Here is a 24,905-nt window from a genome sequence, read left to right as displayed (position 1 = left end):
CTGAACAAACCACAAACAAATGTATAAATTTTATACCACACGAACCGGTATGCATTCCGGTTGGATACATAAATTTCTGCTGATTATGCGCATAACCACCGTATTATTAATCACTGCCATTATGCAAGTTAGCGCAGCTACCTACGCCCAACGGATTACACTGAACCAAAATAACGTTCCTCTCGAACGTGTATTTATAGAGATACGAAAGCAGAGTGGCTACGATTTCGTATTCGATATTAAACTGATGAAGAAGGCAAATCCCGTGAACATTCGCGTGAGCAATGCTTCTATAGATCAAACCCTAAGGCTTTGTTTTGCAGATCAGCCTTTTGAATATACCCTGAATGAAAAGACCATCATTGTGAAGGAAAAAGAGAGATCTGCAATAGATAAGATCGCTGCTTTTTTCAATACCATTACAGTGACAGGTCAGGTAACCGACACTTACGGAAATGTCCTGCCCGGTGTGACGGTCCGGGTAAAGGGTACCGATAAGGCCACCAGTACCAACCGGGTTGGAAGTTTTATCCTGCCCAACCTGGATGAAAATGCAACACTTGTTTTCAGTTATCTTACCAAGGAAACCCTTGAGTTAAAATTGAACGGAAAAACCAACGTCCAGGTTGTGATGAAAGAGAAAACTGTGGAGTTGCAAGAGGTGGTAGTTAATACCGGTTACCAGATCTTAAAGAAAAATAGCATGACCGGGGCATCAAGTTCAATAAATGCAAAAGATTTGTACCTGAATGGTTTTACCACTATAGAACAGGCGCTTCAAGGCAAACTGCCTGGTGTAGTTGTTACCAATACAAGCGGATTGATCGGAGCACGCCAGAAAACCAGGGTTCGCGGTACTTCTACGCTTTTGGGTACGCAGGAGCCGGTATGGGTAGTTGATGGCGTGATACAGGAAGACCCGCTACCCTTCAAAGCCGATGTGCTGAATAGCGCTGGTACAATTACCAGGGATAATTTCGATTACATCCGCGACTTTGTTGGAAATTCGATTTCCTGGTTAAACCCGAGTGATATTGAAGACATTACAGTACTAAAAGATGCGGCTGCAACGGCTATTTATGGCGTACGTGCAGCAAATGGAGTAATCGTAATCACGACCAAGAAAGGACAAAATGCGCCAGCTACCATCAGCTATTCATTCGGCTTAAATGTCGCTGACCGCGTAGATTATCAAACCTTAGAACTGATGAATTCCAGTCAAAGGGTCGATGTTTCAAGAGAAATCTTCAACCGTGGACTCACAGGGGCTTATGTGAACTCAGAAATAGGTTATGCTGGTGCACTGTCACAATACCTGAACAAAAGTATTAGTTATGAAGCGTTTAATTCCAGGGTGCATGCTATGGAAACCCAGAACACGGATTGGTTCGATCTTTTGTTTAGGAAACCACTAAGCACCAATCATGCCTTAAGTGTATCAGGTGGCAATACAGATACAAGGTATTATGCCTCCTTTGGCTATAATGCTACTAATGGAACTGCCATCGGAAATGATGGTAAAGGATATACTGGTAATATGAGTGTGAGCTTCAAAGTCGGTCCTAAACTAAGTATCTCGGCAAGGCTTTCAGGATCTCAAAAGACCACAAATGGTTTTTACCTGGTGAATCCTTATGAATATGCTTCAACTGCGAGTAGGGTAATTCCTGCCTATAATCCGGATGGAAGTCCGTTCTTTTATCAAAATCCAAAGAGTAGCTATTTGTACAATATGATTAATGAACGTGACCAGACGGGTTTGATCAGCAAAGTACTTAGTGCAAACACGAGTATTGATGCCAATTACGATATCCTGAAAGGACTGAGGTTCCAGACGATTTTCAGTTACAATACAAGCAGTACTACGGGTACTTCGTACGCTACTGACCAAACGGAATACATTACCCGGAATTTCAGGTTTTTCGAATATGGAACGGCGAAGCCAAATTCAGCTGCTTACCTGAATGCTAAATTGCCTCTGGGTGGAGAATATAATGAAGACAACAATAGGAATGAGAACTGGAGCTGGAGGAATAGTATCTCGTACAATACTTTACTAAATAATAAGCATGCCATTTCTGCCATGTTTGGTCAGGATCTGAATAGTACGAAGTATGTGGGTTTCTCTTCTACTAATTATGGTTATATGAAAGGCAGGGGCAATACTTTCGCCCCAATACCCCTAACCTACGGTTCGCAATTTCCTACTCCAAACGTATTGTTAACGGAGAATCAAAGACGCAGTATTATTGATAGGACGACAAATACCATGGGCTTGTACCTTACCGGAAGCTATTCTTACGATAACAAGTATGTGGCTAGTTTTAGCGTTCGTACAGATGCGTCCAACCGGTTCGGTCAATTCAGTAATGAGCGTTTCAATCCGGTTTGGGCTGGGGGCCTCCGCTGGAATATGGCCAGGGAAAAATGGTTTGAAAAAAGTTATTGGATGTCTGAAATCAGTTTCAGGCTTTCTTATGGTTACCAGCGTAACATCCTCACGAGTGTAAGTCCGGAACTGATACTCAAAATACCGACAGGAAGACAAACAGCGTCTGTAGATGAGTTAACAGGAGAGGAAATTCTGGCCATCAGTTCATTGCCTTATGCAGATTTGAGGTGGGAAAAAAACTCCAGTATCAATGCAGGAGTTGATATGAGTCTTTTTGACGGAAAAATTCAGGCTTCAGTTGATTATTACGACAAACGGGGAAAGGATTTGATTTCCTTATTAGACGTACCTGCCGAATATGGAATCCCATCTATGCCGGTAAATGGCGGATCAATGAGAAACAATGGATGGGAGATTTCTACGAGCTTCGTACCTGTCCGTACGAAGGATTTTACTTTTTCTATGTCCTTAAGTTCAGCGAAGAACTATAATAAAGTAACTAAGACAGGTATTCAGAATGTGAGCTGGCAAACCGCTGCCGGAGGCACATTGACGAAAGCGGGGTACCCTGTATCTGCCTTTTGGGCTTTTGATTTTCAGGGAATTAACCAAAGTAATGGCTATCCTGTTATTGGTCTGAATGTGGCTGAAGGAACAGACCCATCTGCTGACCCGACTGCATATATGAAGTATATGGGAAAGTTGGATCCGGATTTTACCGGAAGTATCGGGCTGAATTTCCGTTACAAAAAGTTAACCCTGAATACTTCTGTATACCTGCAATTGGGTGGGAAGAAATTCCTGTCTCCGGCATATCCGCTTTCTGCTACCCTGCCTACCGAGTATGAGAATTTGTCGGCAGAATTACTAAACAGGTGGGTTCCGGGCAGTACAGGGGCAATATTACCCGGATTGCCAGATAGCAGGGTACCTGTCATCTCATTACCTAGTTCAGATGTAAACAGTTCAGGTAACCAACGTTATGTATCCCTTTACGAGATGTACAATTATAGCAGTGACAGGGTGGTGAGTGCCTCAACGTTGCGTATGAACAATCTTTCCGTTAATTATTCTTTACCAGATCAGTTGGCTAAAGCAATAGGTTGCAGAACAATTAACGCCGGTGCAAGTGCGTCCAATATCTTTTCTGTCAATAGTAAGGGTTTTAGAGGACGTGATGCCGAGGTAGCAACGGGCGCGCAGCCACGCACAAAGGCTTATACGCTAAATATTAACGTGAGTTTTTAATCTTAAATCATAGAAACATGACAAAATATACGATATATGGATTGCTTCTTTTGCTCAGCACCCTGACTTTTTCCTCCTGTAAAAAGTTTCTGGAAGAAAGAAGCCCGGATGAAATTAAGCCAGAGACGGTTGCCGATCTGCAATCCCTGATGAATGGAGAAGCTTATCCCTATCAGATTGTAACCGACACTTATGTTGATTTACTGACAGATGATATACAATCAAATGGATTGGGAAGAACCTTTGATGGGAATCCGGATGATGTTTATCTTCCTTACCTGCAGAACGGTACACGTGTATTTAAATGGGATGCCAGGATGTTCGATGGCGACCCCATACTTTCGTTGGGTACTGATTCCTGGAGTATCTACTACACTAAAATCAAAGGTTGTAATACGGTTATTGACAACCTCGGGAAAGTTTCCGGCTCAGCTGAGCAAAAGAACGCGCTGTTAGGGCAGGTACTTTTCTTACGTGCTTACTATTATCTGAAACTGGTAACGTTATATGGACAACCTTATAGTGGGGTAGGTATTGATCCTAATGTGAGCCTGGGCGTTCCTCTGATCTTGAATAGTGTGGTTACCGACCAATACCCAGTACGGAATACGTTAAAAGAAGTATACGGACAGATTGAAAAAGATCTGCTGGAGGCAGCAGGCTTACTGAAAGCCAATTTTACAGAAGCCTCAACTTTTCGTGTGGGACATATCGCTGCTTATAGTCTTTTAACCAGGCTCTATCTTTATATGGGAAGGGCAGAAGATATGGATAAAGTAATTCAGTACGCAAATCTGGTATTGACTGAAAGACCCGTTCTAACACAGATGAAATCATTTTTTGATGCAGGTGGTTTTTCAGGCGGAAAAATATACGATGTTACGGTAAGTCCGGAGGTAGTGTGGGTGTATGGAATTAATCCAAATGCCCCAAATGGTTATTTCCCGGAACAACGGAATGATCGTCCTCCATACACGGTATCTGGTTCTCTTGCTGCACTATATGAAACCAGTACAGAGGCTGATGACAGGAAAGACCTGAGGTATTCTGGATATTTCAGAATGGGGTCTGTTAACAACGCGGCTTATCTGCTGGGCAACGGGAAAATTGGCTCTATACCTAAATACGGTACTGATGGAATCAGAATTGCTGAAGTTTACCTCAACAGGGCGGAGGCTTACGCGAAGAAATTTCTAAATGGAGATGTTAGTTCGGCGGCGAAAGCAAATGCAGACCTGAATACCTTGCGCGCCAGTAGGTATGATACACGAAATGTCGCCTATCAACCTGTTAACTATAGCAACGCAAATGACCTTTTTAAATTCTGCCAGGATGAGCGCCGTCGTGAGCTTTGTCTGGAAAGCGGACACCGCTGGATGGACATCAAGAGGTGGGGACTTAACATTACCCATCATTTCATTGATGCTGACGGTACTATGACTGACTACACGTTGCGTTCAGGTAGTTTAATTTATGCCCTGCCTATTCCATTTACCGCGACATTGAAAAATGGCAGGCTGGCTCAAAATCCAAGATAATCAAACCAAAACGAAGAGAACCATGAAAAGATATTTGATAAATGCCATAAGCCTGCTTTTACTGGCGGTGATTTGGTCTGGCTGCAGTAAAAAGGAAGCTCCATTGTTACCGACAGAAGGAAATGAAGGATATACGCTGCCACAGGGTAATCATGATTATGATACCAGAATTCTGAATTATTATAAGAAGTACGGCACCTATTTTTTATACCAATTTTCAGAAAAGGATGCTTACTGGACCCCAACAGGCTACAAAAATGCGATAAAGCAAGGGCAATACTGGTCAGACGGATTTGAAATGAAGGCCGCTGATCAGGCATTCATAAACCAGCAGCTGGATCTTTTTGAAAGCCAGTGCCTGAATTTCTATTCTGAAAAATTCCTGAAAGCATTTTTGCCTTCGAAGATCTTACTGTGCAGTGAAGTGGATTCTATTTATAATGACTTTGACTTTTCTACTAGTCCGGCTACAGTAGTGAAGGGGCTAAGATCCGTGGCTGCCTGGTATAACTATAACAATTTACTAATAAACTACGGGAATGCTAAGGTTTTAACCATCACCCCAGAGGAGAAAAAATTGTATCTGGCTAAGGTGAACTTAAATTTGATCAACAGCATTACGGAAGCCAAAAAAACATCTCCTACAACTGCATTTTCAGGTTCAGCAAATTATACCATCGCTCCTACAAGTGATGCTGATGCTTATGCAAAAGGGATGTTGACAGCCTATTACAATGGACCTACTGCTACTTCAGATTGGTACCTCTACATCCAAGCAATGGTCAGCTTTTCTGAAGACAACCTGAACAGGCTGCCTGATAGCTGGGATACATCTTTTACGGGAATACTGAATCCGGCTAAGGACAGCAATGGCATAATCAAACGAAGATATGACCTGGTAAGGAATTACTTCAAAGAAAATTATAATGTAGACCTGCAACTCATAGGTAATGCAGCACAAGCAAACTGATACAAAAGATAATTAAACAAACAATTATGAAATTCATTTTTCCGATTCTGCTTTTGATGCTGTTTTCCACAGTATCAAAAGCACAGGATCAGCACTCAACAACCATTAAAAAATTCATTAAGGCAGATGCGAAAATGCAGAAAGGCATGTTCAACGTGTATGTTCAGGATGATAAATACCTGTTGGAGATACCAGACAGGTTGTTGGGAAGAGACATCCTGACCAGTATCAGCATCATTAGAGGCTCTGCCCAGCGTAAACGAAATCCATCGATGCGTTATGGTTTCGCGGGCGATGCGATCAACGACCGGGTTATTCGGTTTAACAAAGGAATAAACGGCAAGATCAACATTGTGGATCCGGATTTTGTACAAGCTACAGATACGACCAGTAATTATTTTAACAGCTATAGGTCACAATTGAAACCCGCTTTGCTGGCTTTTGATATTGTGGCTACCGGCGATTCAAGTTCCTTAATTGATGTCACTAATCTGTTTAATGGTGACAGTGATCTGTTTTCCTTAAAAGGAGCGGCAACCGAGTTGAAGCTCGGTGCCTTTGAGCCGGAGAAATCAAAGATTCTGGGCGTAAGTGCCTACGATAATAACCTGGTATTCCGCTCTGTAAAAAGTTATGCAGCAGGTGATCCTCCCCAAATGCCACCTGCTGATCCGACTTCAGCGCCTCCAAAGGCACCCGAGATGAACCCCACCATCTGGGAGGTTGGTGCATCGTGGTTTTTGCTGCCAGAGGTACCTATGGCACAGCGGTATGCGGACACCAGAGTGGGTTACTTTTCTACAGGGTTAAGGAACTATGATAATCCTGAGAAAAGCGAGTTCACGGTTATGGCCAACAGGTGGCGCGTGGAACCAAAACCTGAGGATTTGGAAAAGTACCTGAAGGGAGAACTGGTAGAGCCAGCTAAGCCTATCGTCTTTTATATCGACCGGAATACTCCAGCCTTTCTAGTTCCATACATTATTGATGGAGTGAATGCCTGGAGGAAAAGCTTTGAAAAAATTGGCTTTAAGAATGCCATTACAGGGAAACTATCGCCCACGAAAGAAGAGGATCCTGACTACAGTATGGAGGATGCAAGGTATGCTTATATTTCTTACAAGCCTTCAGAGGTTCCCAATGCGTATGGTCCACAAGTGGTAGACCCACGTTCGGGAGAAATTCTCACCTCTCATATCGCCGTGTTTCACAACATCATGGAGCTCTTGCAACGCTGGTATTTTTCAATGTCGGCAGCCAATGATCCCGCTGCGAGAAAGTTCCCTGTTAATACCGCATTAATGGGTACTTTACTGAGAAATGTGATCACCCATGAGGTAGGACACACGCTGGGCTTGCGTCATAATTTTGCAGGAAGTTCTTCCTATTCGGTAGATAGCATCCGTAACCGCGACTACGTGCGGGAGCATGGTTTTGGGCCATCTGTGATGGATTATATGCGTTTTAATTATGCTGCTCAGCCTCAGGATAAAATGGATCCGAAGGATTTGCTGCCAGTTGTTGGGGTTTATGATGATTATGCCATAGAATGGGGTTATCGTTATTTTCCGCTGTCTAAAGACGCTAGTGCTATAGCAGATCAGTTGAAACAATGGGTTTCTGAAAAAAGAAAAGACCCTAAATATTTTTATTCTGACGAAGCTGATATGTACGATCCAAGGGTACAGAGTGAGGATGTGGGTGACAATAATATGAAAGCAAACGCACTTGGGGTGGAGAACCTGAAAAAGATCATGGCGAACATCGAACAGTGGAGCTCCGTTGATGATGGTTATGGAACGCTGCGGTCCATGTATAGAGCTGTCCAAGGTCGCTACTACAACTATCTCCAGCACGTAGTGAAAAATGTAGGCAGCGTTTTCAGCGATAAACCATTGCGTGAGGAGCAGAAATCAAGTTATGTTCCGGTGAGCCGGGCGCAGCAGAAAGAAGCGATGGATTATCTGTCTAAGTTCATGTTTACTGAACCAAAATGGCTCTATCCTGAAGACGTGATGGCCAAAACCGGATTCAGTTTCGATACAGATGTAGAAGATACTTATGGCGACCTGATGGGGCGTTTGATGGGGAAATATTATGCTATGGCTAACATAGAGAATATTTCGGGCAATGCAACTTACCCGGCGGCTGAGTTTTTAACTGACCTGGAGCAAATCGTCTTCAAAGATCTGGATCGCCCGATTTCCCGATATAACCGCATGTTTCAGCGCAAGTTTATCACCAGCCTTTTGATGAATGTTGATAGCCGCGAAATTTTTAGTAATGATGTATGGTTCACCATGAACAAAATGGTGTTGCGTATTGAAGAACAAAGCAGGGCTGCAGCCGAAAAGCAAAAGGACTTTATTTCCAAAACCCATTTAATGGCGATTGCGGATATGGTTGAAATGTGGCGTACAGATAATGATGCAGCTTACCTGAGTAGATAATTTAGTATAAATAATTAAACATAGAAATGAAGTATATCTTATCAATCCTTTTTGCAGTAGTGCTGAGCCTTCAGGCGAAGGCGCTCCCTTTGGATGAACCAACACCTTTTGAAAAATTCTATAAAAAACAGATGAAAGTAACGCCTGGTTTATTTACCGTATACCAGGATGGTTCCAATTATTTCCTGGAGATCCCAGCCAGCACTTTAAATACCGATCTTCTGGTCATTGGCGACATCGCCCGTGGTTTTGCCAACAATATTGCCCAGTCATCTGGCGTAATCCGTTTTGGTGTAGGAAACGGAAATGTGCTCAATGTAACTAAAGAAGTATATAAAGAAGAAACCTCAGCCGACTTCAATCAGGGTTTTGAAGAGCTGGTGCAAAAATCTAACCTTACTCCGGTAAGTTATGTAATTCCCGTAGTAGCCAGAGGAAAAGACAAGAAAAGTTATATCATTGAGCTGACCCACGAATTGATAGAAGGTGGCAATTTATTTTCTTTCAAAGATTTTAGTGATTTGAGTAGTTCTGATCCTGCCCGTTCCGGTGTACAGGAAGTAAAAACTTCGGGAGAGGGCGTGGTATTTTCCGTTTTACGTACGCAAACTGTTCCGGGAAACAGTGTAAATGGGAGCAAAGCCGTAGATAAGGCTGTGGCTTTTGTACTCAATCTGGGGCTCCAGCGCCTTCCTGTCTCAAAAATGAAAGTCCGTGAGTCTGATCCAAGAATAGGATTTGCTACAGTGGCCTACAATGATTTTGGTAAGTATCCTTATGGGATGAGAAACGTTAAGGTAATTACCAAATGGAACCTTAGTGTACGCCCGGCAGACCAGCAAAAGTACAATGCGGGTGTATTGGTTACGCCGGCAAAGGCAATTACAGTTTATATTGACAAGAATACCCCGGCTTTATTTCTGCCTTATGTGAAACAAGGCATTGCCCAGTGGAATGCTGCATTTGAAAAAGCGGGATTTAAGGAGGTGTTGGTACTTGCTAAAGGGGAGAATGAGAACTGGCTATCTGCAGGAAAGATCCAGATCAAATGGGGAGGTGGCGCTAGTGATGTGCCGGTAAATTTGCTGAGCGACCCACGCACCGGGGAAATTTATACGGCCAAGATGAACATTTCAGACCAGGTGGTGAATGATCTGCTGCCCTCTTATTTTACCAAGTGCAGTATGAAAGACCCCAGGGTTTTGAAAGACTTGTATAACCCTGAAGTGCGTGGGGAAATCATGAGGTGGAAAGTTGCCCAGGCCATGGGAGAAGTTTTAGGAATGGTGCCCAATTTGCATGGAAGTGCGGCTTATACGTCTGCCCAACTCCGTTCTGGTAATTGGTTAAAGCAGCACAGTTTCTCTTCGTCTGTAACTGATGATACCCAGTTTAACTTTCTGGTTCAGCCTGAAGATGATGTTGCGGTAACAGATTTAATGCCCAGGGTTTCCGCTTATGACGAGCTGGCAATTGGTTGGGCTTACCGCGTATTTGCCGATCGCAATGCCGAAAAGAAAAGCCTCGCTTCCCTGAAACCTTCCAACGCTGCACTAATGTTCCTGGAGGAAAATAAAAGTGATCCCTTTACCCGTAGAGGCGATGTTTCTTCTGATCATTTGGAAGCTGCAGAACTGGCAATGAATAACTTAATGCGCTACTATCCGCAAGTAGAAAAGGTTTCTGCGGAGATGAAAGGAGGCGATGATGACTGGAGAAAATTCAAATTGCTTTCTTCCGCCTATCAGAAAAATTTCCAACTGTATACAGACAACGTGGCGAGCTATATCGGAGGGATATCCTTACGGCCGGTATTGCGGAATTATAATGAAGTACCTGTAGTATATACCACTAAGAAAGATCAGAAAAAGGCAATGGCCTTATTGAATAACTGGTTTTTCAGCGGAGTTCCTTCCTGGATGCAGAACAAAAGGATGAACCTGGAGAACAATGAGTCTGAGGATACCAAAATGCAAAACAGCATGCAGGATTTATTGCGCAAATTAATTAGTCCCGAAGTATTGAACAATCTGATTACAGCAGAGCATGAGATGGGAAATCAGGCCTATACCAGTCTTGATCTTTTTGAAGATCTGGATCGTTATGTGTTCAAAGATTTTGATTCGGTGAATCCACTAAATGAACATACCAAACTCATGCAGAGCAAGTTTATATTCGACCTGGCTGATGCAACAGTAAAAAACAATTTTGCTGCGGGTTTGAGTGATTCCAGTGAAGTGATTCATTTTTATTTCGTCAGGACCATTAAACATATTAAGGAACTGTCTGAACAACACCAGGACCCAAAAGCGAAAGCGCTTTATCAGATGCTCAGAGAAAAAGTTGAAAAAGGAATGAACCAAAAGAAAAGCTAGAGATGAAAAAAATATTCTTATTCCTTTTGTTCCTGACAGGTGCATCAGGTTATGCGCAAAACAGGGAGATTACTTTTGAAAAAGGAAGTTTGCAGTTGGCTCTGGCCAAAGCAAAGGCAAGTAATAAATTGGTTTTTGTCGATTGCTTTACCGAATGGTGCGTACCGTGTAAACAGATGGCGAAGAACATTTTTACAATTGATTCTGTGGCCGACTTTTTCAATCAGAATTTCATTAATGTGGGCCTCGATATGGAAAAGGGAGATGGTATTCCTGCTTTGAAAACCTATAAAGTGGGAGCGTTTCCCTCGTTTTTGCTCTTAAATGGTAACGGTGATCTGGTTTATAAGTTTGTGGGGGCGATGGATGCAGATGAATTCATATCAAAGGTGAAAGAAGGGATGAATCCTGAAAACAAAATAGCCAGGATGAACCGGGAATATGCAGCTGGCAACAGGGATCATGCCTTCATCAGGGATTACATCAAAGAGAAGATCAATATGATGGAGATCAATCCCGCGAAGGAAATTGCCGCTACTTATTTCAACAGTCTTACAGACCAGGAGAAAGTGATGCCCGAAAACTGGTTTCTTTTCGGCGCCAACCGGTATGATATGTACTTGTCTAATGTACACAGCAAAAACTTCGATTACCTGGCCAGCAACTGGAAGGCCTTTGTGAAACACAATGGGAAAGATACTGTAGAAAAGCGGATGGGAGATATGTTCAGAAAGGTAGCCGGTTATGCGTTAAACGGTTTTTATTTTAAAGAATTTCCTTATGTAAAAGCTGAATTTGTTCATTACCGCAAGCAGCTCATCGCAACAAATTTAAAAGACAAAGATCAGTTGATCCTGATGATGAATATGGCAGAAGCTGCGGGAGAAAAAAACTGGCTGAAGGTATCGAATATCCTCGCCGATCACATTCAGAATTTCAGTCCGCAAAACCAGCGGATCGCTTATGATTTTTGGTCCGGATATGGCGTGTCCAAACGGGAGAAGCTGCCAAGGATGAAAGAGATTTCCGAAAAGATCATCCGTACTTCGAAAGACCCATTTATCATTTCTACTGCAAAAATGTATGAGAATTACTAAGCTAAATATGTTCCGGTTTAAGAAATATATATTTATTGCGCTCTGCAGTGTCTCCATCTGTCTGCCAGCCTTTGCTCAACAAAAGCTGGCGGATACGGCGGGGCATTTTAGCCCCGCTAATTTGCTAAAACAGGTAGGAACAATGCAGGTGATTCCGTTTTTTATCAAAGGCACCGGGAAATTCTGGATGATCGACAATCCTCCGGAGGGAGGAAGCCAGTCTCTCAGCAACTACTACCTGGTTGATCCTGCCAGAAAAATGAAGCAGCCCTTATTTGACAAAGCGAATATTGAGAAAAGCCTGTACAGTATACTTAAACAGCCAGTAGAGGCATCGAAGATCCAGTATCAGACTAATTTTTCAGCTGATGGGCGGACGGTTGAAGTCGGTTATCATGATCAAACCTATGATTATAATTACCTGACAAAAAAGCTAAATAAACGGGCTACAACAAAGCTGGAAACGCCTGTATACCATATTGGGGATCTTTCGCCTGATAAACAATGGTTGTTGTATGCGAGGCACCACAATCTTTACCTGAAAAGAATAGCCGACAGTACAGAAAAGGTATTGACGACTGATGGCGCGGAGAATTTCTCTTTCTCGATTAATGGAACGGACAATTTTGCCGAGACCAATACGCCCACTGATGCGTATTGGCTGCCCGATTCGAAGCATTTCTATGTATTGCGTAAGGATAACAGAAAGGTAGGGACAATGACGGTGACCAATTCCCTGATGTCGCCCAGGCCTTATGTAAATACGTATGTTTACGAACTGCCCGGAGACAAAGAAGTTGTGCAATATGATTTTTTTATTGGCGATGTAGCGGAGCAGCGCTTGCAAAAAATAGACATAGGCCTATGGCCCGATCAGGAAGTTTCCGTGGTGAGGGCAAGTGGTTTAAAGGATGAAATTTTTCTCCTGCGCCGGAAGCGGACGCGGGATGAGCTGGATTTGTGTGCGGTTAACCTGCATACCGGGAAAGTTCGTTCTATTATCCATGAGGTGAGTAAGCCATTTATTAATGAAGATCTTTTTAACGTAAGTATTCTTCAATCGGGAAAAAACATCATCTGGTGGTCTGACCGGTCTGGTTGGGGGCATTATTACCTTTACAACGGTGCTGGTGAGCTGCAACATGCCATAACCAGCGGCAACTGGACTGCCGGAAAAATCGTGGCGACAGATACGCTGAAGCAGGAACTGTATTTCTATGGCTATGGTAAAGAGAAAGACCGGAACCCTTATTATTCTTTTTTGTATAAGGCAGATTTTGGGGGCAAAAAGCAGGTGTTATTAAGCCCCGAAAATGCAACCCATCAGGTATTTATGTCTCCGGATTTTCAGTATTTTGTCGACAATTATTCCAGGATTGATCTAAAGCCTAAAGCTGTGGTGAGAGACAATGAAGGCAAGAAAATGCTCGAGGTTTTGAATCCGGATCTAACAAAGCTTTACGCTTACGGTTGGAAACCAGCTGAGCCTTTTACAGTAAAGGCAAAGGACGGGGTGACGGATCTCTATGGTTTGATGTGGAAACCCTTCAATTTTGATCCGAATAAAAAATATCCGGTCATCTCCCAGGTTTATCCCGGCCCTTTTACAGAAACGGTATGGACACAGTTTACGCTGATAGATCGTTATAACAATACCGAACTGGCACAAGATGGCTTTGTGGTGGTGGTGATGGGGCACCGTGGGGGTTCGCCTTATCGCAATGCAGCTTATTACAAGTACGGGTATGGGAATATCAGGGATTATGCGCTGGAGGATGATAAGTATGGTTTGGAACAATTAGGCAAACGCTATGCTTTTATGGATATGGACAAGATTGGTATCTACGGGCATTCTGGTGGCGGTATGATGGCTGTAGCTGCATTGGCAACTTATCCTGATTTTTATAAAGCCGCAGTTTCGTCTTCCGGTAATCACGACAACACCTTATATAACCGTACCTGGGGAGAAAGTTATCAGGGTTTTGATAAACCTTATGATTTAAATCAAAGCCTTGCAAAGAACATCAAAGGACCTTTGATGCTTGTTGCAGCGGAGTCGGATGAAAATGTGAACCCGGCAGCTACGATGCGTATGGTTAATGCGTTGATTCTGGCAGATAAAAATTTTGAACTTCTGATGCTTCCGGGGCAGCACCATACGTATGAAGAGCCATATAAAGCTTATTATGAGAAAAGGACGAGACAATTTTTTTCAAAGTGCTTTTTTCATGTTTATTGAAAAAGATGAGGTGGTCTCAAAAGTAAAATCTTGCTTTAAGGTTAGGATTTTATTTCGTTTCCCGTCATTCTCGCGCAGGCCTATCGTGTGGACACATCTTTGTTAATTCCATCTTTGTTTTTTTAGTACATATTCATTAAGTCGGTCGTCATGCTGAATTTATTTCAGCATCTTTCCTGCTATTAAGACCCTGAAATGAATCCGATAGCTATCGAGATCAGGATGATGACACTAATACTAAAATACCTAAAGAATAGTTCTAAAAGCCACATTATTAATATAACTCAAGTTAATACATAAACATTGTCTTTTCCGCTCTATGCCGCGGGGGCATGGTACTTTAGAGGGCCAAAGTACCCAAAGCGCTTTGTCAATCCAGCAAGGGGCCTTTTGCACAGCCCTACACACATCAAAAAAACAGCGGCACTTCGTTTTGTGTTCAATATTTCTTTAAAATTAAATCATCGGTTATGAACACAAAACCACTGCGTTTAGGTTTGTCAGTATTATTAGTTCTTTTCTACAACTGTTTTTTTGATTTCCCTAGCCCTTGGGATTGACGGCGTTCTTCGGTAAAACCTGTAATTTATTAAAGTAAGCTAGCAAAACGTATAGAACCCAAACCAAAAGAGATATCCACCCGATAGGCGCAGGCGGGAACCACGAAGTGCTCAGCGAAGCTAATCTTAAAGCGCCCTGCAATAGCATTAGGATTATTCATAAGTTTCCCATGTTTCAAAGGCATTCATGAGCACTCCGTGGTTCCCAATTAACCCGATAGCTATCGGGTTGGGAATGACGACGTCTCAAAATATAATTTGCTTAGTGGGCCAGCATAAATATTTTTGATACAGCCTCTTTGACCTGTTTATGAAATACCATAAAGCTGACTACCCGCTCACGCTCAGCCGAAATTGCCCTTAATTTTGATCATTCCATTCCGGATAGCCATAATTTTAGTATATTAGGATAATCAAAAAGAGATGATCACCCAAATCAATCCATCTGATTAAAAATCCCCAAAAAAAATATTCCAATTCCACCTTCACGCCACATTTACCCCACGTTCAGGCCGCCTTCCGGCCAGGTTAGCGTATGGCTTGCTTGCACACTACTTCACCCTAACTTCGGTTGAGTTGTAGCTCTGGTTTAGATTTGGTAGGTTAAAGATTTACCTCGCTTTGGGTTGGAAGGTAAACAATAACTCAATAACAGGTAAGGAGAAAGTTATCTTAAGGTATTGTTGGTGTACAGCTGTGTCGGAGCAGCACGGGTAAAAAGGGCAATAAACGGCTGTTCGGGATTTTAGCATAACGGAATGCCACCTTTCTGTGACCAGCAGCTCTTTTAAGATAATTAAAGAGATCAAAGAAGATTCATTCTTATTTACGCCGCCTGTATGTCCTTAAACGGTTTCCTTTACCTCTATATTTAAATCTCTACCCGGATCGCCATTAAACCAAAAACATCTTTCAAGTCTTCCAGGTGCTAAATTTCTACATTTTCACGCAAAATACCTTCTTTCTGTAATACGCTTATGAGATGCAAATACTCCTTTTTAATGTCATCATCCTGATATACAATAGCTATTTTACCGGGTTGATTCAACCTTTCGGTGTTTCCTTTGATACAAATCTTATCGATTCGCTTTTTAGTTATTTCATAATTGATGTTATCTGCTCCTTCCACATCAAACCGCTTTTCATCATTACGAAAAGTAATGGTAATGGGAGTACCGGGTGCAAAGATGAGTTGTGTAGTGGTTAGCGCAGATGTGGATAACAATGACGTTTGAGCGGAATACTTTGCAATCAATGCCATATAACGAAGCTGCAAAGCCCGATATGCCCTGATTTTACCGCCATCTAATTTCGACCCTGGTGTAATAGATTGACCGATGTAAATATCACTTTCAATTCCGTCAGTTCTAAATGTCTTAATGTAACCAGGATGTAATTGCTGCAAATCCTCGATCATCCTGGCCATAAGTCCCGTTATATCTTCGTTTAACTGCCCAATTTTTTGCTCTAAAATGTTACGGTTAACATGGCTTGCACTATTTCCATTACCAACCTGTTCCAGATAAGCGTTAGCATAAGCTAAATAATCAGGCTCTTCCTCTGCCAGGGGCATTAAGAGTGGTTTTAAATAAAGGCGTAGAAAGGTTAAAATAGCTATTTCGTCCTTTAAGGTAACCGCATGCTGGTATCTGGATTTGAATTTCACACATGATGTTTTGATCTTTTCAGCAGGATACCCGGCAATGATCAGCTTGTCTGATATTCTTATGGATTCGTCCAGCATATTATGAATGTCCTTCAATAGTGCATCATTACGTTTTAGTGTAGAATCTTTGATGTCAATTGCGCCATAAATAGCATAAACGCCATCAAATGTGATAGATTCTATGGCGGCACCGGCTTCCATGTTCTGCTCTTTTTGCAGGTAATTCCAGGCCGCAAGATGGAATTTCCACAGAACGGCCGGTTGCAGAACAGTGAAGTGTCGCCGCACAACATCATTGATCTTATCTGAAAAGTGATCGGCACTATTTTTTGTTAACTGGCTGAGTAAAGGCAATGCTACTGCTATTTTCGCCAAAATGTTTTCAAAGAATAAGATCTCTTTGAAAGCATATATTTCCAAAATGCCAACAACCTTTTGTTTGAAAAGTAGCGGCAGACAAGCATAAACTTTAACTTTTTTTGATTCCAAAAGATCTTGAATAGGAATTTCAAAATTGTTTCCAGCATTATTGGCTGAAGAAAAGTAATACGTAACCGGATTTTCCTGGTACCCACTAAAGAGTGATTGAAGCATTATTTCGTCTTCAAATTGTTCGGCTAAATCCATCATGAAACTGTGTATTTTCGGGTTGATATCTACAATTGTCTCATTGTTTAACCTGGTCAAAGGTTTTAAACTAAAATGAACAGCATTATTGCCCGAGAGTATACTCAGGCTTTTAATCACCTGCTGGTAGATGTGATCCTCGTTTTCATGGTTTACAATTTCGTTTCTGATCTGATCAATTGCAAAGGTATCAGTAATATTTTCCAGCGTAATTACAGCAAAACCGGATAGTTTAAAAAAGTGCAATGGTAAAATCTTTTCCAGTATTGTTAATGGGTCTATGCGGGCAGGGCCGGCATTGATGATACTATCCATCGTGACATCAGGCAACTCACCTGTAACCACCACCTCTATAAATCTGGTATCGATATTTACCTTGTAATATTCTTCCAGCCCGGTTTCAGGGTTAGTATAGGTATAATGTCCTGGTTCCAGTATCTGAAAGGAAAAGTGATAACATTGGCTTAAAATCAGGCGGTAGATATAATTCTTATATTCATTTAACAGATTTACGTCCTGATCTGTACCGCCAACGCTTTTTGCCTTTGCCATACCATTTTTAAAAAGATCTTCAAATGCGGCTGTGCAATAATGTACTTTCCCCGGCAATGGCGAGGCTATTGCCAAAAAACAATTACGTTCATCGGCAAATAATGGGCTCAATGCCAGATAAATTAAATCAAATAAGGATTGGTCATCAGGGCCGGGAAGCAAGGGCGAATTGTCCTTGTTACCAGTTAAATATTGTTGCAGCGTTTCAATCAGCTCATCTATCATTCTCATTCTAATCGGTGAAGAGCGGTTTAATTTTTTCAGGTAGTTTTCGAGTGGCCTGAATGACAAATCGCTCAGAATCAAACGGTCGATTGTTGGATTAGTATGAAATGTAAACGCAGGAGTTTGCATCATTTAGTTAATTAAGATCTTGTTAAGATTAACTGTTCTACTCAGCATTGAATTTCTGGTAAGATTGCAGTCCATTTCAATCAAATTCGACTCAGCTATATATCCTGGTTTAGCCATATGGCATGGGTGATGTGATACATGTTCTATCCTATATTAATAGACCGATCAAAAGCCTTATCTTACTGTGCTGATTCACCAATTGCTTTTTTAAGTATGGCTTCATTGATTCTGTATTCTATCCTGGCATCGATGGTTTCATTATAGGCCTGCTGCCAAATCGCCTGTGCCTCAGATACATCTTTTCCAATTACTGTTCCTGCCTTAAACCTATCCTGGGTAATCCGAAGGTTTTCTGAAGCCTGTTTCAGGGATAAATCGGATAGTTTTATTTTTTTTGAGGCTTGGTTTAACTGAAGGTATGCTGACTGTATTTCCAGGTTTACCATTTCCCTGGCTTCTTCGAGCTGTTGTTGCTGCGAGGCAATCTTAAAGGCCTGCTCCTTAACCTTATTACTCTTTCTGCCCCAATCAAAAATAGGGATACTAATATTGGCTAAAGCATAATATGATCCCATAAAATTAGACCCATCTTTGATGTTGACGCCTTTGCCGACAGAGGTAATGCCACTAACAGATAACCCGAAAGTTGGCCGCCTGTCGCCCTGAAGAATTTTTTTCTGGAATTCTTCAGCTTCAATCGACTTTTTCATGATGAGCAGCTCAGGTCTGCCGGCCACTGATGACAATACAGCCGGATTTTTCAGTTCCTCAAAATTTCCAGTCAATGAGTCTGCAATACTAAAATCAGATTGTCCGGCGAAGCCGATAATCTGTGCAAGACTTAACTTAGCCAAAAGCAGGCCGTCTTCCGCCTTTTGGATATTGAGGTTAGCTTCATTTAGGTTTACCTGAACCCTTAGCAGATCGTTTTTATAGATCAGGCCTGCGTTGAAAGCATTTTTAAGGTCTTTCTCCAGTGCCAGTAGCATATTCCGGTATTGATTGGCTACTTTAATCTTTTCCTTTACCTGAGCTACCTGCCAATATGCTTTATCTACGTTTAGTTCTACCTCTGATGCGATGAGTATTTTTTGTGTTTCACTGATTTCGACACCCTTGGCAGCGGCTGCCTTGCCGTTCTGAAGTTTTCCACCGGTATAAATGGGAATGCTTCCTGTTAAGGTGGTACTCCCAAAAAAATCAGGTATGGCCCCATTTAATGCACCTCCAATGGGTTTGCCCAGATGAACGCCCATAGCAGAACCGTCAATTGCAGGTTTTGCGCCGGCAATAACGGACTGTGACTGCGCTTTTGCGGCGTCGATGTCAAATTGAGCAGCTTTCATTCTTTTGTTCTGTTCAATAGCCAGCTTCCTGCATTCCAAAAGTGAATACTTTTTATCCTGGCTGTATGTTTGCTGTACTGCAAATAGCATAATTGCAGTAATTGCGATTCTAAGATTCATACGTTTATTTTTAAGTAACCCTGATTAAGCTACCGGACGTTAAACTTTCCAATAGGGCAAGATCAGGTTCGTTTTATGGGTGTGTATGTGATGGCTTATATTGAATATCAGCTTCCGAATCTGACTGGTCATTAACGGGCAGCCCGGGTTTGATAAAGCGGTAGTAAAGCACCGGAACAACAAAAAGTGTAAGTATCATCGATACAATCAGACCAAAGGCCAACACGCTGCCCAGAGGTGCCCAAAGTGGCGATTTTCCGGCAATCATAGGCACTACACCAACGGCTGCAGCGGCCGATGTTAAGAATATTGGACGCATACGTCGTTTTGCAGATGCCAGTGCGGCGGCTTTTATGGTATATCCGTGTTCTGTTACCAGTTCGTCGGCATAATCAACCAGGATAATTCCGTTTCTTACCACGATACCGATCAAACTGATGATTCCCATAAAGGCGGTCATTCCCATCGGGTTGCCCGTTACATATAGACCGAGGAAAGCTCCAAGTAAACTCAAAGGGAATGTTGCCAGGATAATAAGACTTTTTCCAAAGCTTTTAAACTGAAACAGCAGGGTAATAAATATGAGTACCAAACTCACGCCGAGCGCAGTCATCATTCCAGGCTGGTTCTCGCTGCTTGATTCTGCATCGCCGCCATATTGTAAGGTAATGCCTTCGGGTAGCTTAAGCTTATCAATTGCGGGCCTAACCGTTTTTAGGATCTCGGATGATCTGATGCCATTCTGAGCTTCTGAAAGTACGGTTAAAGTCCGTATACCATTACGATGCGCAATTACACCGGTGTGCCAGGAAGGTTTCAGTTCAGCTACCTCTTTTAATGGTACTTTTGTTCCATAAACCGTACTCAGATGGATATTTCCTAACACGTTGAAATCTTTGCGGTTATTGCTGTCAAGCCTGAGGAATATATCAACAGGTTTATTACCTTCCCAAAGCTGTGAAACGGCAAAGCCTTTAAGGCCAGCGCCAAGTGTTTGTGTAATGGCCTGGTTCTGAATGCCCAACCGTGCAGCAACATCTTCTTTTATTTCCAGGTCAGCGCCCAGGTAGTCATCCTCATAATCGCGATGTACCCAGTTGGTTCCCTTTGCCTGCTTAAGAATATTTTCTATCTGCGTGGCCATGCGTTTCTGATTGTTCAGATCGGTGCCAATTACACGAATGGCAATTGGAGATCCCTCCTGAAAACTGAGCTGTCTAAATCGGACATAACCATCCTTAACAAACCCTTCAAATTTTTTGCGGTATTCATGCACAATTTCATCTGTTGCCTTTGCACTTTCGGTAGTAATAAAAATCTGCGCAAAATTTCTGCGTGGAATTTCAGGAGCGTAGGAGCTCTGGAAGCGGGGAGAACTGGTACCCACAAAACTCGCAGTACCTACAACGCGTTTATCCTTCGTGAGGATGGCTTCTATCCCGCGAACGGTTTTTTCTGTTTTGGCAAGAGCGGTACCATTGGGCATCCATACTTCGATGTTGAACTGGTTGCGTTCGCTGGTAGGAAAAAACTCCTGGCTTACCTGTCCTGCGGTTACAAAGGACAGTAGCACAGCAACCACCGCTGCGGCCATAGTAGCTTTCGGCCAGCGGAAGCAGAACTCTGCGCCAGCATTGAATACGTTCTGCAATCTATCCAGTAGTGATATTTTCGGTGGCCTGTCGCTTACCTGGTGTTTAAGTCCTTTTTTGATAAAAATATAAGACATGTAGGGCGTAAGCAGTAATGCCACCAGCATTGACGTGATGAGCGCTATTGCTACCGTAATGGGTAATGAGGCCATAAAATCTTTAGTGATTCCATTCATGAAAATGGCTAATGGTGCAAAGGCGAAAATGATGGCCAGTGTAGCCGTAAAAATGGGTATGCTTAATTGTTTTGCGGCCTGCCATGCGGCTGTCCAGGGGGTAATGCCTTCATCCAGTTTTTCTACATAGTTATCTACCACTACTATGGCATTATCCACAACCATCCCCAAAACGATAATCAATGCGGCGAGAGATACCTGATGAAGTTCAACACCCATGATGTACATGATCCCAAAGGTGATCAGGATAGCAATTGGCGCAGCAACAGAAGAAACTGCTGCAACCCTGATTGGCAGCAATAGCATCACAACGATGATTACAGAAAGGATAGCCAGGCCAAACTCGACCATAAAATGACTAATACTTTCATCAACAACTTTGGGCTGATCAACTATGGTGTCAAATTTAACATCGCCCGGCAGTGTCTTTTTAAACTGGGCTAATTTTTCGTCTACCTTTTTTCCAAATGCTACAATGTTATTGCCTGGCTGCATTTCCGTTGTAACGAGCATTACTTTATTGTTCCCTATTCTGATAAAGGATGATTCCTCTTCATAACGCCGTTTTATTTCGGCTATATCTTTAAGCCTTACCACAGTTCCCTGGGGCGTGGTATAAATAATCTGATTTGCAATATCTGCCTCAGTTTTATACTGGCTGTTGGTGAAAATGGGGATGGTATTGGAGTTTATAGTCATTTCCCCTGAATAACCGGTCACGTTCTGACTTTGGAGCGTTCTTACAATTGTTGACAGATCGAACCCATACTGATTCAGTTTTTTGTCGTCTACGGTAACATAAATCTGCTGCTTTTGTCCGCCTGAACGGTTGATTTTGGAAACTTCGGGAATCGTTTTCAATACATCCTCCATCTGGTCTACGTAAGCTTCCAGTTCGGCATAACTTCTTGATGCGGAGGAGATGGCAATAATTTGCGCAGTTACATCTCCAAAGTTGCTGTTTACAACAGGGCCCATTACTGAAGAGGGGATATTGGCATGCAGAACGGTATTTAGCCCATGCTGCAGGGTTGCCCAGAATTTTTTACGGTCTTTTACATTGGCATTCAGCTGTACGGTTACAAAAACACTCCCGTCTTTGGTTTGCGATTTGGTTTTTGCCTTATCTACTTCCTCGAAAGAAAAAAGATATTGTTCCAGTTTGTCGGTAACCTGCTTCTCCATCTGCAACTCGTTGGCCCCGGGGTAAAATGCATAAACCATGGCTACCGGTGGGTCGATTTTAGGGTCTTCGGAACGTGGCATATTCAGCAGTGAATACAGTCCGAGCAGTAGCAGCATTCCAGTGATAACAAAAGTCACCTGTTTATATTTCATAGCAGCTTCTATGAAATTTATATTTCGTTTTTTCATTAAGAATAAGATTGATAAGTGTGTGTATTTACCAGGTCATCAGGCGTGGACTAAAACGATACTGCTGTACCTTCTTTTAGGTTAGATTGCCCGGCAACAATCAAGTTATTGCCTGCTGTAAGTCCATCGGTAATGGTCACTTCATTACTTCCGCTAAGATTTCCGGTAGTTACCCTTTTTCTTATGGCCTTTTTGTTTTCTGAAGCAATAAATACATAGGTAATGCCATCTGCATCCCGGACGATGGCCGAAGTGGGTACAATAACCGCATTTATTTTTTCACCGGTATTGATGTTCACATTAGTAATCATACCCGGTAATAAAATACCACTGGGATTGTCTAACCTGATTTTAACGATATAGGTTTTAGAAACAGCATCTGCCTGTGGATTAACAATAGAGATCACACCGTTAAAACTCTTGTTTAGCGTAGGTACTTCAACAGTAACCTTAAGCGACTTTTTCATTTCTCCGACTTCGCTTTCCGGAACCGATATCCGTGCATAAACCTGGTCTGTCTTAATAATGGTAAAGGCGACAATCCCTGGAGCTGCTGTACTTCCCCTTTCTACCGATTTGGAACTGACTATACCCGAAATCGGAGCATACAACCTGCTGTCTGATACTCTTTTGGAATTGATGTTTTTGCTTGCTTTAGCCTGGGCCAGTTTGGTCTTTATGTCTATAAAATCCTTTTCCGGCAAACTCCCTTTTTTGTATAATCCTTCCAACCGGTTAAACATATCCTGAGCCTGTTCCAGCGCTGCATTTGCGATGGCTACCGAATTGGTATATTCAGTGGCGTCGATGGTTGCCAGTAACTGGCCTTTATTAACATGTTGCCCTTCCTGAACGGTTATATTGCTCACCACACCTGGTACTGCAAAACCTATTTGTGCGGTATTGTCTGGATCTATCGTTCCGGAATAGGAGAGTTTTTTGGTTTCTGCTGCATTTGAAATCATTTTGACTTCAACGGGAACAGGAACTTCTTTCGGTGATTTCTCTGCTTTTTTACTTCCGCAAGCGGCAAATGTTACCGTAGTAACAATTGCGAGTGACAATTGGAAAAGCCTGTTCCTAAATGTGGTATTTTTAGCTGTTGTTTGCATTGCTTTGAATTTGTCTGCAAATATGCTGCTGATACCTAAAACCTAACAGGTTTGAATGTTAGGAAAATTGGTCAAAAACTCTTATTCTTGAGGTCTGGTAATTAAGATGTATGTGATTTTAAAAATAATAACAATCGCTTGTCTACTAAAAAAATAGTATTAAAATGGTTGATTATGAGGTGTTTTTGATTTCGACCGATAGGAGGAAGGGGAAAGCCCGGTATGTCGCTTGAAAAATTTACCGAAGAAAGACTGGTCACTAAAGCCCAAACTGGAGGTCACCATTGCAACGTTTTGTGCCGGAGATTCTAATAAAATTTTGGCTTCACGTATAATAAATTCATCTATAATCTCCCCGGCAGTTTTATTGGTCACCTCCCTGGTTACCTGTGATAGATATTTTGGGGTAATGAATAACTGATCGGCATAAAAGTTAACACTCCTTTGCCTGGTGAAATGGGTCATCAGCAGTTTTAAAAAACCAGATACCAGTGCTTCCCGCCGGGTAAAATTAGTATTTTGACTGACCTGATTGTATTTGCTGAAAATAATTCCAAAATCAGAAAAGATGGTTAAAATCAGGTATTTGATCGGATCCCAGGGTTCAGAACGGTCTCCCAGGGATATTGTCTTTTTTCTCAACAACGACATTTCAGCACAAAGATCAGCTGTTTCATTGTCGCTTAATTCGTAATGTAATTGGGTAGTGGAGTTGAATAACTTGAAAATATCATCTGTGCTTAATGAAATTGCCAGTTGCTCCAAAAAAGGCAATGTAAAAGCCAGGCAATGAAAGGAGAAATCTTCCGAAATATGCTCAATCAGATTAAGCGAGTTGTGTAGGATAATGCAAGCCTGGCTCTTTTTTATGGTTTGAGGTAATAAGTTGTGCTTAAATACGAATTCACCTTTGGTACATACAATCAATGCAAAATGGTTGGAACGAAATGCTTTTTGAAGTGGAAGCTTTTCAACATCAACTTCGGTCAGTACGTAAAAGCTTTCCTTAAATGTAGAGAGATAGTCTGTATGACGAGTATTTTCCATTTTTGTTATT

Annotated in this window: 12 protein-coding genes; 7 read left to right on the top strand and 5 right to left on the bottom strand. The window is 42.1% G+C overall.

Annotated elements, in window-relative coordinates; genetic code table 11:
* Nucleotides 1–121: 121 nt before the first annotated feature.
* The 7 genes from BCL90_RS19770 to BCL90_RS19740 are packed head-to-tail and all read left to right on the top strand — an operon-like array spanning nucleotide 122 to nucleotide 14,309.
* Nucleotides 122–3,640, top strand: a complete 3,519-nt coding sequence (locus BCL90_RS19770) for a SusC/RagA family TonB-linked outer membrane protein (RefSeq protein WP_244095155.1) — start codon at nucleotides 122–124, stop codon at nucleotides 3,638–3,640.
* 17 nt (nucleotides 3,641–3,657) lie between these two features.
* Nucleotides 3,658–5,178 carry a RagB/SusD family nutrient uptake outer membrane protein gene (locus BCL90_RS19765; protein WP_121286345.1) on the top strand — a complete coding sequence of 507 codons (1,521 nt, stop codon included), beginning with the start codon at nucleotides 3,658–3,660 and terminating at the stop codon, nucleotides 5,176–5,178.
* Nucleotides 5,179–5,200: 22 nt separating this feature from the next.
* Nucleotides 5,201–6,148 (top strand): zinc-binding metallopeptidase, encoded by a 948-nt coding sequence (locus BCL90_RS19760; RefSeq protein WP_134380792.1) that lies wholly within the window; start codon nucleotides 5,201–5,203, stop codon nucleotides 6,146–6,148.
* A gap of 26 nt (nucleotides 6,149–6,174) precedes the next feature.
* On the top strand, nucleotides 6,175–8,598 hold the full coding sequence (locus BCL90_RS19755; RefSeq protein WP_121286339.1) for a zinc-dependent metalloprotease: 2,424 nt from the start codon (nucleotides 6,175–6,177) through the stop codon (nucleotides 8,596–8,598).
* A 26-nt stretch (nucleotides 8,599–8,624) separates the two neighbouring features.
* Nucleotides 8,625–10,973: a zinc-dependent metalloprotease gene (locus BCL90_RS19750; RefSeq protein WP_121286336.1), complete on the top strand. Its 2,349-nt coding sequence runs from the start codon at nucleotides 8,625–8,627 to the stop codon at nucleotides 10,971–10,973.
* A 2-nt stretch (nucleotides 10,974–10,975) separates the two neighbouring features.
* Complete coding sequence (locus tag BCL90_RS19745; protein ID WP_121286334.1) at nucleotides 10,976–12,070, top strand: thioredoxin family protein; 1,095 nt, start codon at nucleotides 10,976–10,978, stop codon at nucleotides 12,068–12,070.
* Complete coding sequence (locus BCL90_RS19740) at nucleotides 12,057–14,309, top strand: S9 family peptidase (RefSeq protein ID WP_244095156.1); 2,253 nt, start codon at nucleotides 12,057–12,059, stop codon at nucleotides 14,307–14,309. Before BCL90_RS19745 ends, BCL90_RS19740 begins: the two co-directional genes overlap by 14 nt.
* Nucleotides 14,310–15,797: 1,488 nt before the next feature.
* Here the strand turns inward: BCL90_RS19740 and BCL90_RS19735 are convergent.
* The 5 genes from BCL90_RS19735 to BCL90_RS19715 all read right to left on the bottom strand — a co-directional run bounded on the left by BCL90_RS19735 (nucleotide 15,798) and on the right by BCL90_RS19715 (nucleotide 24,895).
* Nucleotides 15,798–18,071, bottom strand: a complete 2,274-nt coding sequence (locus BCL90_RS19735) for a hypothetical protein (protein ID WP_121286332.1) — start codon at nucleotides 18,069–18,071, stop codon at nucleotides 15,798–15,800.
* A 176-nt stretch (nucleotides 18,072–18,247) separates the two neighbouring features.
* Nucleotides 18,248–19,534 carry a TolC family protein gene (locus BCL90_RS19730; RefSeq protein ID WP_121286330.1) on the bottom strand — a complete coding sequence of 429 codons (1,287 nt, stop codon included), beginning with the start codon at nucleotides 19,532–19,534 and terminating at the stop codon, nucleotides 18,248–18,250.
* Nucleotides 19,535–19,607: 73 nt separating this feature from the next.
* Complete coding sequence (locus BCL90_RS19725; RefSeq protein ID WP_208529940.1) at nucleotides 19,608–22,736, bottom strand: efflux RND transporter permease subunit; 3,129 nt, start codon at nucleotides 22,734–22,736, stop codon at nucleotides 19,608–19,610.
* 50 nt (nucleotides 22,737–22,786) lie between these two features.
* A complete protein-coding gene (locus tag BCL90_RS19720; RefSeq protein WP_121286328.1) occupies nucleotides 22,787–23,848 on the bottom strand; it encodes an efflux RND transporter periplasmic adaptor subunit in 1,062 nt (353 codons plus the stop codon).
* 159 nt (nucleotides 23,849–24,007) lie between these two features.
* Nucleotides 24,008–24,895, bottom strand: a complete 888-nt coding sequence (locus BCL90_RS19715) for a helix-turn-helix domain-containing protein (RefSeq protein ID WP_121286325.1) — start codon at nucleotides 24,893–24,895, stop codon at nucleotides 24,008–24,010.
* Between the last annotated feature and the right edge of the window lie 10 nt (nucleotides 24,896–24,905).

Origin of the sequence: Pedobacter alluvionis, assembly GCF_003664035.1 — a bacterium.
Taxonomy (GTDB): Bacteria; Bacteroidota; Bacteroidia; order Sphingobacteriales; family Sphingobacteriaceae; genus Pedobacter; species Pedobacter alluvionis.
This window is presented reverse-complemented; position numbering and strand designations above follow the sequence as displayed.